The 14,334-nt window shown below is 43.1% G+C and carries 12 protein-coding genes and 1 pseudogene; 9 read left to right on the top strand and 4 right to left on the bottom strand.

Annotated elements, in window-relative coordinates; translation table 11 throughout:
• Positions 1-22 precede the first annotated feature (22 nt).
• A complete protein-coding gene (locus tag IQ276_RS01710) occupies positions 23-973 on the top strand; it encodes a D-2-hydroxyacid dehydrogenase (RefSeq protein WP_193913900.1) in 951 nt (316 codons plus the stop codon).
• 199 nt (positions 974-1,172) lie between these two features.
• On the opposite strand, the gene IQ276_RS01705 is transcribed toward IQ276_RS01710, so the two are convergent.
• Positions 1,173-2,372, bottom strand: a complete 1,200-nt coding sequence (locus tag IQ276_RS01705) for an acyl-CoA dehydrogenase family protein (protein WP_193913902.1) — start codon at positions 2,370-2,372, stop codon at positions 1,173-1,175.
• A 607-nt stretch (positions 2,373-2,979) separates the two neighbouring features.
• Between IQ276_RS01705 and IQ276_RS01700 the strand changes: the two genes are divergently transcribed.
• The 7 genes from IQ276_RS01700 to IQ276_RS01670 all read left to right on the top strand — a co-directional run bounded on the left by IQ276_RS01700 (position 2,980) and on the right by IQ276_RS01670 (position 10,518).
• Positions 2,980-4,017, top strand: a complete 1,038-nt coding sequence (locus IQ276_RS01700) for a sulfonate ABC transporter substrate-binding protein (RefSeq protein ID WP_193913937.1) — start codon at positions 2,980-2,982, stop codon at positions 4,015-4,017.
• A 106-nt stretch (positions 4,018-4,123) separates the two neighbouring features.
• On the top strand, positions 4,124-5,836 hold the full coding sequence (locus IQ276_RS01695; RefSeq protein ID WP_193913904.1) for a fumarate reductase/succinate dehydrogenase flavoprotein subunit: 1,713 nt from the start codon (positions 4,124-4,126) through the stop codon (positions 5,834-5,836).
• 17 nt (positions 5,837-5,853) lie between these two features.
• The gene (locus tag IQ276_RS01690; protein ID WP_193913906.1) at positions 5,854-6,312 is read left to right on the top strand and encodes a GNAT family N-acetyltransferase; all 459 of its coding nucleotides are present in this window, start codon (positions 5,854-5,856) and stop codon (positions 6,310-6,312) included.
• Between the two features lie 213 nt (positions 6,313-6,525).
• A complete protein-coding gene (locus tag IQ276_RS01685) occupies positions 6,526-6,753 on the top strand; it encodes a 4Fe-4S dicluster domain-containing protein (protein WP_035152298.1) in 228 nt (75 codons plus the stop codon).
• Positions 6,754-6,762: 9 nt separating this feature from the next.
• Positions 6,763-7,719, top strand: a complete 957-nt coding sequence (locus IQ276_RS01680; protein ID WP_193913908.1) for a HEAT repeat domain-containing protein — start codon at positions 6,763-6,765, stop codon at positions 7,717-7,719.
• A 208-nt stretch (positions 7,720-7,927) separates the two neighbouring features.
• Complete coding sequence (locus IQ276_RS01675) at positions 7,928-9,010, top strand: Mrp/NBP35 family ATP-binding protein (protein ID WP_193913910.1); 1,083 nt, start codon at positions 7,928-7,930, stop codon at positions 9,008-9,010.
• Positions 9,011-9,417: 407 nt separating this feature from the next.
• Positions 9,418-10,518: an LLM class flavin-dependent oxidoreductase gene (locus tag IQ276_RS01670; protein WP_193913912.1), complete on the top strand. Its 1,101-nt coding sequence runs from the start codon at positions 9,418-9,420 to the stop codon at positions 10,516-10,518.
• A 9-nt stretch (positions 10,519-10,527) separates the two neighbouring features.
• Here IQ276_RS01670 and IQ276_RS01665 read toward each other — a convergent pair.
• Positions 10,528-10,648, bottom strand: a pseudogene (locus IQ276_RS01665) (IS701 family transposase); the annotation flags it as partial.
• Positions 10,649-11,087: 439 nt separating this feature from the next.
• On the opposite strand from IQ276_RS01665, the gene rbp reads away from it, so the two are divergent.
• A complete protein-coding gene (gene rbp, locus IQ276_RS01660) occupies positions 11,088-11,393 on the top strand; it encodes an RNA-binding regulator (RefSeq protein WP_190876536.1) in 306 nt (101 codons plus the stop codon).
• 104 nt (positions 11,394-11,497) lie between these two features.
• Here rbp and IQ276_RS01655 read toward each other — a convergent pair whose 3' ends face one another.
• Together IQ276_RS01655 and ssuD are read right to left on the bottom strand one after the other, a co-directional pair.
• Entirely contained in the window at positions 11,498-12,865 is a 1,368-nt protein-coding gene (locus IQ276_RS01655; RefSeq protein WP_193913914.1) for an LLM class flavin-dependent oxidoreductase, read from the bottom strand.
• 165 nt (positions 12,866-13,030) lie between these two features.
• The gene (gene ssuD / locus IQ276_RS01650; RefSeq protein WP_193913916.1) at positions 13,031-14,167 is read right to left on the bottom strand and encodes an FMNH2-dependent alkanesulfonate monooxygenase; all 1,137 of its coding nucleotides are present in this window, start codon (positions 14,165-14,167) and stop codon (positions 13,031-13,033) included.
• Between the last annotated feature and the right edge of the window lie 167 nt (positions 14,168-14,334).

The following is a 14,334-nucleotide window of genomic DNA, read 5'->3' as shown; positions in this document are numbered from 1 at the left end:
TTAAAATCAGGGAGTAGGAAATATGGTGAAACTAATTTTACCCGATCATTTGATTGCTGAGATTAAGCCGCTATTACCATCTGATGTAGAGTTTGTAGAGGTGGATAGTGAAGGCAACCTCGATGGTGATGCTAGTGATGCTGAAGTTTATGTCAACGGATTCTACCTCAAGACCTCTACCCTTGACAAAGTACTGGCGGCAGCACCGGCGCTGCGTTGGCAACAGTCACCGAGTGCTGGTGTGAATCATATCCTGACGCCAACTTATTTAAAAAGAGATATTATTCTTACAAATGCCGCAGGAGTTCACGCGATTCCAATTTCGGAATTCGTACTGGCATTCATGCTTTATCACGCCAAGAATCTGCGGAAATTGCAAGTTTTGCAGGATGAAGACACTTGGGTAAGAGGTGTGTTTCTCGAAGAGTTGGCAGATGCGACTTTATTAATTATTGGCACAGGAAATATTGGTCAAGCGATCGCATCTCGCGCTAAAGCTTTTGGAGTCGAAGTTTGGGGTAGTCGCCGCCATCCCGAACCTTTACCCAATTTTGATAAAATTGTCGGTGCTGATGAATGGCGATCGCTCCTCCCCGCAGCAGATTATGTAGTTATTGCTACACCATTAACTCCAGAAACGAAAGGTTTAATCGATGAAGATGCATTCCGTTCTATGCGTCCATCTGCCTACCTGATCAATATTGCTCGTGGTGCAATAGTAGATGAAACCGCATTGCTCACCGCCCTACGTGAAGGTTGGATTGCGGGTGCTGGATTAGACACTGTTTCTATAGAACCTCTGCCACCGGAAAGTCCCTTATGGTCGCTACCGAACGCGTTTATCACACCCCATTGTTCAGCCCTGTCACCACGGCTGAGAGAACGCATCGCAGCATTGTTTATTGACAATCTTAAACGCTACCAAACTGGTCAGCCATTACGGAATGTCGTGGACAAAAAAGCAGGATATTAAAATAATTCGTAATTCGTAATTCGTAATTCGTAATTACGTTTTGTAACGGGGTTAAATCCCCGTTACAAAACGTTCTGCCTGTAGAGGCAGGGGAATCAAACCCCCAAACTTTTTTGAAATGTCTCAAACCCTTATGAACAGCTAATTACGAATTACGAATTACGAATTACGAATTCCGCCTTGCGGTACTAGTCCCCTATCACTTAACTTTCAACGCCGATTTTCCTAAAGATTGGCAAATAACGTCATTTTGCGGTGTGTGGATACGGCTGCACAGAACGTCACGGTAGTGTCTTTCTAAAGGATTCTTTTTCAACAGACCAGGATTTCCAGTTAATTCCAAGGCAATCTCTACGGCACGAATCGAGTTAGTTGTAGTCAGATATTTAACACTTTGTGCCTGTAATCCTACGTTAGGTTCATACTCGCCCTTGTCGATATCTTGAGCCAAACTATAAATTAGTCTGCGGTTTGCAAATAGCAGTGCTTCCATCTCACCGACGGCGGTTTGAAAGCGTGGTAGAGTTGCTAGTGGCTCTCCTAAATTAGATGGCGATCGCTCCCAAAGATATTTTATCAGCCAGTCTCGCGCAGCACTAGCAACACCGAGATATAAAGCACTCACTGTCAAGCTGCCCCAAGCAGAAATCAATGGGTCAAAAGAAGGTGCAGCAGAGATGGGGCGGATATCAACAGCGTATTCTGAGGGAATTAATACATTCTCTAATATCAGGTCGTGGCTGCCTGTGGCTCTCATCCCCAAGTGATCCCAGGTTTCGACAATTCGCAAACCAGGAAGATCGCGCTTAACTAAAAAATTCCCAACTTGTGGTTCATCTTCTGTTGTCCGTGCCCAAACAACAAAGTAGCTGAGGATGGGACTACCTGTGGTGTACTGTTTGTGACCTGTTAAACGCCAACCCTCTGTTGTCCGTTCGGCAATAGTAGCAGGCAATCCACCTCTGGCTGGGGTGCCTAACTCTGGTTCCACACGGGCAGCATTCAGCAGCGCAATGCCTTCGATTGATTCACGACACACCCGCTTGTATACTTCTGGATACCAGCGACGACTGCGAGCTGCATGGGCATGTTGGAGATAGTGCATTGTCAGTACTAGGGCGGTGGAAGCATCACCATGCGCTATGCCTTCAATTACTCGGCAGATACTCTCTAGCCCCAAATCCTGGCCACCTAGTTCGCGGGGGATGGTGAGGCTGAGCAGTCCTGCCTCATACAAAGCTGTAAAATTCTCAAAAGGAAACGAAGCGTCTTTGTCGTGTACCCCTGCACGAGTAGCAAAGTCCTTGGCCAAAGCCTCAACCTGGTGGAAAATATTCGGAATCGTTTCTAAGCTTTTGGTTATAAAGGTGTCTGGCAGCGCTTGTTCTAACTGTGACATAATATATTGCTTCTTGAGGGGAAACTTAAATCTTTTAAAGACGGCCAGACAGTCGTCCCGCCAAAAAAAAGTTGATGTTCCTGCAAACTTGAGATGCTTTCATTAAAAACTAAGCGATCATACCTAAAAATTATAACAAATTACCAAAACTCTGATAGAGATAGATTGCGATCGCTTTTGCAAGTACCTCCAGCCATCAGATACTCGTAGCTATCCTCAAAGAAGAAGCTGCTACAGGCTGCGCGTAAAACCCAAACGTGATTGCATATTACGAAAATATGCTGCATTTACCGTAGTATGCTTTAATAAGAGAATTCTGGCATTGCTGATTTCATGTATGAAAACGATTGTGCATGAGCGACTGCCATTCAGAGGCGGTACAACGTTATATCGCTAGGCGTAGGGGCACGGCAGTGCCGTGCCCCTACTAGGTCGGGAAACGCTATATCAAAATCCTTGTAGAGACTAGCAATTGCAACCTCTCTACTGATTACCCAATCCCCAATCCCCAGTTTCTTTTACGTTTGGTGGAAGTTGAATATTTATCCCTAAAAGTAGAGTCAAGACGTTGATGAAGTTCTTTCCAACTCGGTTGCTGAGCATTGCCATGTCTGCGGCGGGCACAAACATAGCCTTCCTCAAGAGATTGAAACAGCAAAGGATTTACACCTTTTCCCTAATGTTTACAGTCGGAATTGGTTTAGCATTGGCTGTTTTTGCTTGTTCTCCAACCACAAGCAACACTGGAACGACCCAAACAACCCAGACAACTAGCAGCACTGTAGTTCGTATTGGTTACCAGAAAGCGTCAACTATCCTTTATGCGCTCAAGGCAAGAGGAGATTTAGAGAAAGCCTTTGCAGCCTCCGGTGCTTCGGTAACTTGGTCAGAATTTCCTGCTGGGCCTCCGATGTTGGAAGCATTAAACGCAGGTAGCATTGACTTTGGCTATACTGGGGAATCACCACCAATATTTGCCCAAGCGGGGGGAATTCCTTTAGTTTATGTTGCCTACGATCCTTGGAGTCCTAAGGCTGAAGCTATCCTGGTTCCTAAAGATTCACCTATCAAAAGTGTAGCTGAACTCAAAGGCAAAAGAGTTGCTTTTGCTAAAGGTTCTAATGCTAACTATTTATTAGTCAGAGCTTTAGAAAAGGCGGGACTAAAATACAGCGATATTCAGCCAAAAACTCTGCCACCAGCCGATGCTCGCGCTGCCTTTGAAAGTAAGAACGTCGAGGCTTGGGCAATTTGGGACCCGTACTTAGCCGCAGCAGAAGCAGCAACAGGCGCACGCACTTTAACAGATGGAACGGGATTAGCTCCCAATCGTGGTTATTATCTCGCTGCTAAGTCTTTTGTTGACACCAAGCCGGATGCTTTGAAAACAGTTGTGGATGAGGTTAAGAAAGTTAGTGATTGGGCGAAAAGTAATCCCAGTGATGTTGCTAAACTCCTTTCCCCAGCATTGGGCATAGATGCTCCTGTCTTGGAGATAGCTGAAAAGCGGCGAGAGTATGATGTACTTCCGCTCACGGATGAAGTGATTAGTAAACAACAAGAGGTTGCAGATACTTTTTATAAAATCAAATTGATCCCCAAAGAAATTAAAGTTAAAGAAATAGTTTGGCAAGGGAAGAAATAATTTGTAATTCGTAATTCGTAATTCGTAATTCGTAATCAATTACTAATTTTGCGAAAGTCGTCATTAGCTATTGGCTATAAAACAAATGATAAAGGACAAATGACAAATGACAAACGTAAATACACAGTGGATAAAAACGGATGTCCTAGTCATTGGGGGCGGTACGGCGGGGACAATGGCTGCAATTAAAGCTAAACAGGCTAATAGCGATCGCCAAGTCTTAATTTTGGAAAAAGCGAATATTCGTCGCAGTGGTGCGATCGCAATGGGAATGGATGGGGTAAACACAGCCGTCATCCCCGGACATTCCACCCCAGAACAGTACGTGCGTGAAGTCACCATTGCAAATGATGGCATTGTCCACCAAAAAGCTGTCTACCAAACCGGAAAGCTGGGTTACGAAACTATTCAAGAGTTGGAAAGCTGGGGCGTTAAGTTCCAAAAAGATCCCCAAGGTAATTATGACCTCAAACAAGTGCATCGGGTGGGTAAATATGTGTTGCCCATGCCAGAAGGTAAAGACCTCAAGCAAATTCTCACCCGACAAGTCAAGCGCCATAAAGTCAACGTCACCAACCGTGTGATGGCGACGAGAGTGCTAATAAAAAATGGTAGAGCGATCGGTGCAGTTGGGTTTGACGTGCGCGGCGGCGATTTCGTCGTCATCCAAGCAAAAGCCGTCATCCTCAGCACAGGAGCCTGCGGACGCTTGGGACTACCTGCATCAGGCTATCTCTACGGTACTTACGAAAACCCTACCAATGCTGGCGATGGCTACTCAATGGCGTACCATGCAGGCGCAGAACTAAGCAATATCGAATGCTTCCAAATCAACCCCCTAATTAAAGATTACAACGGCCCCGCCTGCGCTTATGTTGCTGGGCCATTTGGAGCATATACAGCCAACGCCGAAGGACACCGCTTCATTAATTGTGATTACTGGAGTGGTCAAATGATGCTAGAAATTTGGAAAGAATTAAACTCTGGTAAAGGCCCCATTCAAATGAAAATGAACCATTTGGATGACGATACAATTTCCGAAATTGAATCTATTTTATGGGCAAATGAGCGTCCTAGTAGAGAACGTTTTCATCAGGGTAGAGGTGAAGACTACCGCACTCATGCAGTTGAAATGAACATTTCCGAAATTGGGTTATGTAGTGGACATAGTGCATCTGGTGTTTGGGTGAACGAAAAAGCAGAAACCACAGTACCAGGACTTTACGCAGCCGGAGACATGGCCAGCGTCCCCCATAATTACATGATTGGTGCATTTGTGTTTGGAAGATTGGCGGGAGAAAATGCAATTGAATATATTCAAAACTTGGAACATTTAGAACCAGATGCTGATTTTTTAGAAGCAGAAAAATCTAGAATTTATGCACCTTTAAATCAGCCAAATGGCATTCCTCACACCCAGGTAGAATATAAGTTACGCCGACTAGTAAACGATTATTTACAACCGCCCAAATCTGCTAACAAAATGGAAATTGGCTTGCATAACTTTGTCAGCTATGAAGAAACCCTAACGCAAATGGGAGCGCGAGATCCTCACGAACTAATGCGCTGCATGGAAGTGCATTTTATTCGTGATTGTGCAGAAATGGCAGCACGCGCATCTTTATATCGTCGGGAAACCCGCTGGGGTTTATATCATTATCGTTTGGATTTTCCAGATAAAAATAATGAAGAATGGTTTTGTCACGTCAATTTGAAAAAGCATGACACAGGAGAAATGGTACTTTTTAAGCGTCCAGTGGAGCCTTATATTATTGACATAGATTTACAAAAAGAGTTTTACGATGTAGCAGTCCGATAAAAGCTCTGCATAGGATTATGACTAATAAAGTTTCTACTGATGTGCAAGTTAAAATTAGGCAATCAAAAATTCAGGATGCAGAACAAATAGCTATTCTTTCTGAGCAGCTTAACTATCCTGCTACGAAAACACAAATAGAACAGCGTCTTCTGCAAATCGAAAATAATAATTCTCACATTGTCTATGTTGCAACTGTAGAAAATGATTATGTAATTGGTTGGGTACACGCACACATCTATGACTTAATAGTGATGCCAAAACAAGCGATGATTCTTGGTTTAGTTGTAGATAAAGATTATCGAAATCATGGAATTGGCAGATTTTTAATGCAGCAGATTGAACAATGGGCTAGTTTACTTGGATGTGATGGCATAAGGCTCAATTCTAATATCAAACGGAAAGAGGCTCATGTATTTTATGAAAAAATTGGCTATACAAATATCAAACAATCAATGACTTTTACTAAAAAAACATAAAATTTATAGTCCAAGACCCTTCAGTTAAGCATTTCTTTCTTCCCTTTGCGTCCTTGGCGTCCTTGGCGGTTCGTAAAAAAAAATTGAAATTGCTGATTGAGAATATGAATTTAGATCACGCAGAGGCGCAGAGTCGCAGAGAGTAGGAGTAAACATCCTCTTAACTGAAGCGTATTGATCCATAGTCAAGAATTTAAAAAAGTAGGTAAAAATATGGCTTTAATCACCCAAAGAGTAGATGTTCCCGTAATCGTCGATGAATCTAAATGTTTAGAAAAATGTGTTGCTTGTATTGAAGTTTGTCCCTTGGATGTCTTAGCAAAAAACCCAGAGACGGGGAAAGCCTATATGAAATATGACGAATGCTGGTTTTGTCTCCCTTGTGAAAAAGAATGTCCCACCAATGCAATCACTGTACAAATTCCCTTTTTGTTGCGCTGAGGTTTCCCAATGACTGTGGATACAGATTCGGAATTAAATCAATGGTTGGAAATGTTGCGATCGCCAGAAGTCAGCGATCGCTTGGTTGCGGTAAAATCTCTACAACACTTGGGAGAAGATGCAGCAGTTGAGGCGTTAATTCTCGCCCTCCAAGACGAAAACCCAGCAGTACAAAAAATTGCGGTATCTGCACTCTGGGAAATTGCCAATCCCGCTGCTGTTCCGGCTTTACTAAAATCTCTCACTTCCCCCGATGCCGAAATTCGCAGTGAGGCATTATCAGCTTTAGGTGAATTAGTTACCCCAGATCATCTGCTGCTGTTACTAGATGCGTTACACCAAGAAGATATCAATCTCAATCTTAACGTGCTAATTTTATTACGCAAGATTCATGATGTCCAATCTCTACCTGCGGTGTTGTCCTTTTTTGAGTCAGAAAACAGCCAACTGCGGGAAGCTGCTGTAACAACTGTTCGTTATTTAAATCAGGTGCAAATATGTCCACCAGTTTTGTCTCTAATAAACGATCCAGATAACAATGTGCGTCGTGCAGCCACTTTAACTTTAGGTCATTTAGTAGATAAACAAGCTGTAGAATTACTCACTCAAGCACTAACTTCTGATGATGATTGGCAGGTGCGAAGAAATGCGGCGAAATCTCTGGCAATTCACGCTAATCCCGAAGCAATTCCGGCTTTAAAAATTGCTCTCAAAGATGAATATTGGCAAGTGCGAAAATTTGCTATTCAAGTATTACAAAAAACCCCAGATAAAAACTTGTTACCTGAATTAATTGAAGCGTTAACAGATGAATATTCTGATGTGCGAAAAGAAGCAGGGATCGCCCTTGGTAATTTGGGTGATTCCGATGCTTTGAATGCCCTAAAACAAGCACTGGATGACCCCGATCGCGATGTGTCTATTTACGCGCAACGGGCAATTGACAAAATAATTCGTAATTCGTAATTCGTAATTCGTAATTAAAAATTTATTAATTACAAATTAATAATTAATTTTTTCAGGCTACAAGCCCTTTAATTTATGAATTAAAAAATCAACGATTATCATTATTCAGAGCAGCTAACTTTAGCTAAGGGGTAATAATTACGAATTACGAATTACGAATTATTATGGCAAGATTCAACAACAAAACTCATTGCGATCAAAATTAATTATGGTACACAATTCCATATCATCACATCAACAAGTAGAAACTTCTCCTCCCGATCCCCAGATCATCGCCCGTCAGCAAGAAGTCATTCAACTTCTCAAGCAAATCATCGAACCTACCCTGAAAAACAACATCGTTACTTTAGGAATGGTGCGAAATCTGCGTGTTGTTGATGACTACGTTTACCTGCGGCTTTATATCGGTTCTCACCAGCAACAATTACAAGCAGAAATTAAAACAGTATTATCACTTTTATCTTGGTGCAAAAAAACTTACATTCAACTCTGCACCATTCCAGCGGTAAAAACCACCTTAGCAATTTCCAGTGGAAAAGGGGGGGTTGGTAAATCTACAACCGCAGTTAATCTAGCTGTTGCTTTGAGATTGGCTGGTGCTAAAGTTGGTCTATTGGATGCTGATGTCTATGGCCCCAATGTTCCGCAAATGCTGGGACTGGGTAAATCTGAAGTGCAAGTGATTGATACTCCCAACGGTCAGAGATTTTTACCTTTGTCGGCTTATGGTATTAAAGTAATGTCTGTGGGACTGTTAGCAGAACCGGATCATCCTTTAGCATGGCGCGGGCCAGTCCTACACAAAATCATCACCCAGTTTATCCACGAAGTCGAATGGGGAGAACTAGATTATTTATTAATAGATCTTCCTCCCGGTACTGGTGATGCCCAAATCACCATTGTTCAAGAAAGCCCAATTTGTGGAGTGATATTAGTAACAACTCCCCAACAAGTTGCAGTTTCCGATGTGCGCCGCAGTATTCATATGTTTCGCCAAGTGGGGGTTCCCGTTCTCGGCATTATCGAAAATATGAGCTATTTCATCAGTAGTAGCGGCGAAAAAACATCGATTTTCGGCACTGGTGGCGGTCAAAAATTGGCAGATGAACTCAAAGCACCCCTTTTGGGAGAAGTTCCCATCGATCCCCGCATTTCTAATGGAGGTGATACAGGAGAACCGCTGACACTCGCTGACTCTAAGTCAAAAACAAGTCGGGTATTTGTCCAAATCGCCGCAGCTTTGGATGCCACTTTTTTCTCTGTGTTGAATGCCCAGATGGCAATATATTAAGGGAATTGGTCAATAGGATTGATAATGGCGATCGCTAATACCAATTCAATTAATGATTGCAACACATATTTGGATGAAGACGCGATGAATCGCGTCTCTACAAATGGTCTATTTATCGCATTATTTTTTCAAATTGGTCTAATTATAGATAGATATACTATGATAATATGACCAATTTATATTACTATATAATAATTAGAGTAATATCCCTAGAGACAGTAGGGTGTCAAAATAATTCGTAATTGATAATTCATAATTGAATTTTGTAATTATTTGGTCAAGTTTAAGTTAATGGGCTAATAAGTAAAGCGGTTTTCTGCTTATAGGGCTTTTCATTCGCTGTCATTTGTCTTTAGGTTAAATGATGAGTCCTAACTAATGCCCACTTCCTATTCCCAGGAGAAACTATGCCAGTCGAGTTTATTGGATTAATCCGGACAAAACCTGCTTCCGAATTAAATAGTACAACAAGTACTCTGGGCGATGACATTATCGATCCGGCTTATGTTCGTGAATTTGCTAAAGCCCATGAAGAAGCAGACTTTGATAAAGTATTAATTGGCTATAGTTCTAGTAGCCCTGATGGTTTGACTGTTGCGAGTTTTGCCGCAGCTGCAACCGAGCGATTGGGCTTTTTGATTGCCCACAGACCGGGCTTTGTCGCACCAACTTTAGCAGCCCGCAAGGCAGCTACCCTTGACCATTTCACCAACGGTCGCATAGCAATACATATCATTACGGGCGGTAGCGATGCCGATCAACAAAAAGATGGTGACTGGTTAGATCATGATAACCGCTACCGCCGCACTGATGAATATTTAGAAATCCTTCGTCGCACCTGGACAAGTGACACTCCCTTTGATTACGAAGGCGAATTCTACCGCGTCAAGGATGCTTTCTCTGCAATCAAGCCCCTACAAAAACCCCATATCCCGCTTTACTTTGGTGGTGCATCCAGCCCAGCGGTGAAAGTGGGAGCAAAACACAGTGATGTTTACGCCTTGTGGGGTGAACCAATTGCCGCAGTCAAAGAACGCATTGCTGAAGTTCGTGCTGCCTTACCGCCCGATCGCTCTATTCGTTTCAGCGTGTCCCTGCGACCGATCCTTGGCGCTACAGAACAAGAAGCTTGGGAAAAGGCGCATAGCATTTTGGCAAAGATTCAAGAGTTACGAGGAGGGGGGAAAACATCTCCCACAGCTAGACCCCAGGCAGTAGGTTCACAACGCCTGCTGGATTTTGCAGCCAAAAACGAAGTTTACGATAAGCGTCTATGGACACCGATCGCAGCAGCTACAGGTGCAGCTGGTAACACCACAGCGTTAGTAGGTACACCAGAACAAGTTGCAGAAGCCTTAGTTGATTACTATGATGCAGGTGTAACTACCTTGTTGATTCGGGGCTTCGATCCTTTGGAAGATGCGATCGCTTATGGCCGTGATGTCATTCCTTTAGTACGAAAAGAAGTCGCACGGCGAGATCGGCAAGTAGTTGCAGCCAAAAGTTAACCTAATGGGTAATATTGCACAAGCAATATGATTTCTTTGAAGCCTAGCTTTACGACATTGACAATATTCAATGCCAGTTAGTTGTTTAATCTCAAAGGTGTTACTCCTCGATTTTCCAACGAATTTTACACACCTCTTGTACAACATCCCTGGAACTTTGAGATAAATGTAGAAAAATACTATATTTTAGCGATCGCCTGTGCCAGTTGCGTAAGTCCTGAGGGAATCAGCTTTTTCAAGATGTACGGAATTTTTTCACGCAATAAATGTAGTAGTCCTAATAGATTTTTTTAGTAGATCTAGGTTGCCATAACGAACCAAGACGGCAACAATGAATCATTTGACGTTTAATTATTTCTACTTACTGAGCTATGAATTGCTTACATTACTTTTCGTAACAGTTTTATAAACTATCTCTAAATATTTGACTGTTATGTCACAATGGGAGGTGAGAGTTAATTCGGGCGACCTCGTTTGTTTTTATTATTGACAGGCTTTTTCCTTTTGGTATTCACAGACTTTTCTCCGAAATCTAAATCTCTACACCTCTATGATTTTGGAGACAATTTATGTCAGTTTATGTAGGGAATCTTTCTTACGAAGTTACAGAAGAAGGTTTGAATGCGGTGTTTGCAGAATATGGTTCTGTAAAGCGTGTTCAGCTACCTACCGACCGTGAAACAGGTCGTGTACGTGGCTTTGGTTTTGTGGAAATGGGCACAGATGCTGAAGAAACAGCTGCCATTGATGCTCTTGATGGTGCTGAGTGGATGGGACGTGACCTTAAAGTAAATAAGGCTAAGCCCAAAGAAGACAGAGGTTCCTTTGGTGGTGGTGGTAACCGGGGAAACAATAACTTCCGGAACCGTTACTAAAATTTAAAGATTTAGCTCTTAGAGCTAATCTTTAAATTGAATTTAATCAAGGCTCAGGCAGGAATGCTTGAGCCTTTTTGCTGCAAAATTGGTTTTATCAGAAGTTAAGCGATCGCCACTTCACGAGCGCCAACTTTGGCAAACTGATTTACGGGACGGGGTAAACCAAGATTCTCGCGTAGAGTTGCTGCTTCATACTCTGTACGGAACAGACCCCGACGTTGCAGTTCAGGAACTACCAAATCCACAAACTCATCTAAACTTCCAGGTAACCAGGGTGGCATAATATTGAATCCATCGGCCCCGCCATTCACAAACCAATCTTCTAACTGGTCGGCAATTTGTTCTGGTGTGCCCAAAATCTGACGATGCCCACGCGCACCAGCTGTCCATAAATACAGTTCTCGAATCGTTAAATTCTCTCTTTGAGCCAAATCAATCAAGAGTTTTTGCCGACTTTTGCCACCATTTGTCTCTGGTAAATCTGGCAGTGGTCCGTCCAAGGGATAGCCGGATAGGTCAAATCCACCAATCATCGATCCCAGCAAATTTAAGCCGACCACCGGATCGATTAATTCCTGAATGCGATCGAATTTGTCTTTAGCTTCCTGCTCAGTCTTCCCAATTACGGGGAACACACCAGGCATAATTTTCAGATGGTCAGGGGAGCGTCCATATTGAGCTAGTCTTCCTTTCACATCTGCATAAAATGCTTGGGCTTCTGCAAGGGTCTGCTGAGCAGTGAAAATTACCTCCGCCGTTTGAGCCGCCAAATTTTTACCATCTTCAGATGACCCAGCTTGAATAATCACGGGATAACCCTGGATGGGACGGGCGACATTCAACGGACCACGCACTGAAAAATGCTCACCTTTGTGGTTGGGAATGTGTAACTTATCTGGATCGAAGTAAATACCCGACTCTTTGTCATGGAGGAAAGCATCATCTTCCCAACTATCCCAAAGCTTGGTTACCACATCCACAAACTCACGGGCACGCTCATAGCGTAGCGTATGTTCCATGTGCTTTTCACGATTGAAGTTCAGCGCTTCCGCTTCAGTGGCAGAGGTGACAAGATTCCAACCGGCACGACCACCACTGAGATGATCTAGCGACGCAAATTTACGCGCAAGGTGATAAGGCTCGTTATAGGTAGTCGATACTGTCGCCGTCAAACCGATGTTTTCTGTAACCACAGACAAAGCCGACAACAATGTGAGGGGTTCAAACTGCACGAGTTTACCATTACGGCTAAAAACGTCAGGTTCTTGATTGCGTTGGCGGACAGCCACACCGTCAGCAAAAAAGATCATGTCAAACTTACCGCGTTCCGCCGTCTGTGCCAGCCTTTTGTAATGCTGAAAGTTCAAACCACCGTCAGCCTGCGCTTCGGGATGCCGCCATGAGGCTAGATGATGACCACTGCTTGATAAAAATGCACCCAATCTCAGTTGAGGTTTTTTCGTACTCATTATTTTTCTTTCTCCTATTTAGAAGAATTAATAACCAATGCCCCATGCCCTTTAAACCAATACGCTTGGGTTAAGAGTTAATGGTGTCGATAATTGGTCTAGAGAAGACGCGATAAATCGCGTCTCTACATGAGGGTTTTGGAGTTATGTGAACTGTATTGCCCTTTAAACAGGCTGTGGTCTGAGTAAATCTGTTTTGGTAACAAATTCACTAAATGTACTTGCAACTTCCTGCGGTAATGGGATTGCCGGCGTTTGCACTGGTAGGCGGGGAAACAGTAATTCTGCGACTCGATAGGCTTCTTCGAGATGGGGATACCCTGAAAAGACAAAGGTATCAATGCCTAAATCAGCATATTCCAGCATTCGCGCTGCAACTGTATCTGCATCTCCTACCAACGCAGTCCCAGCACCGCCACGCACTAAACCAACACCTGCCCATAAATTGGGGCTAATTTCTAAGCTTTGGCGATCGCCATTATGCAGTTGTGCCATGCGGCGTTGTCCCTCTGATTCAGATTGGGCAAACCGCCGATGTGCAGCAGCAATGGTTTCATCATCCACATACTGAATCAATTCGTTAGCTGCATCCCAAGCTTGTTGCGTAGTTTCCCGGACTATGACATGCATCCGAATTCCAAAACGTACCGTTCTACCTTGTTCTGCTGCTAATCGGCGTACCTTGGCAATCTTTTCGGCAACTTGATTTGGTGGTTCACCCCAAGTTAAATACACATCAATATGTTTAGCAGCAACTTGGAGAGCAGCATCGGAAGAACCACCAAAATATAAAGTCGGATAAGGCTTTTGTACGGGAGGAAATTGCAGTTTTGCACCTGCAACTTTCAGATGACGACCATTGAAGGTTACTTCATCACCTTGCATCAGCGATCGCCAAATTGTTAAAAATTCATCAGTCAGTTCATAACGCTGGTCATGATCTAAAAAAATTCCATCTTTAGCTAGTTCTTTTGTATCACCACCAGTCACCACATTCAGAATAATTCGACCATTAGAAATCTGGTCAAAAGTAGCAGCCATCCTCACTGCTAAAGAAGGTGACATAATAGCCGGACGAAAAGCTACAAGAAACCGCAAACGTTCAGTAACTGAAATCAGAGAACTAGCTACAATCCAAGTATCTTGTTTTTGTCCAGTACCAATTAACATGCCGCCATAACCCAACTTATCAACAGCTTGGGCGATTTGCTGCATATAAGAATAAGTGGCTGGACGCCTGCCAATTGTAGTGCCTAAATAACGCTCATCTCCCTGTGTAGGCAAATACCAAAAAACTTCCATAATCACTCTGTTCCAAATTTATTCATTGGTCAAAATAATTCGTAATTCGTAGTTCGTAGTTCGTAATTATTACCCCATGCTTGACGGCAGTTGATTTAAATATTCATGGTGCATCTTTGACTTTTCCATTAATCATTAATGATGCTTTACCCTCTTGAATTACGAAT

The sequence above is a fragment of the Desmonostoc muscorum LEGE 12446 genome (assembly GCF_015207005.2).
Lineage (GTDB): Bacteria > Cyanobacteriota > Cyanobacteriia > Cyanobacteriales > Nostocaceae > Nostoc > Nostoc muscorum.
The sequence above is the reverse complement of the archived record's forward strand: the minus strand, read 5'-3'. Positions and strand labels throughout refer to the sequence as shown.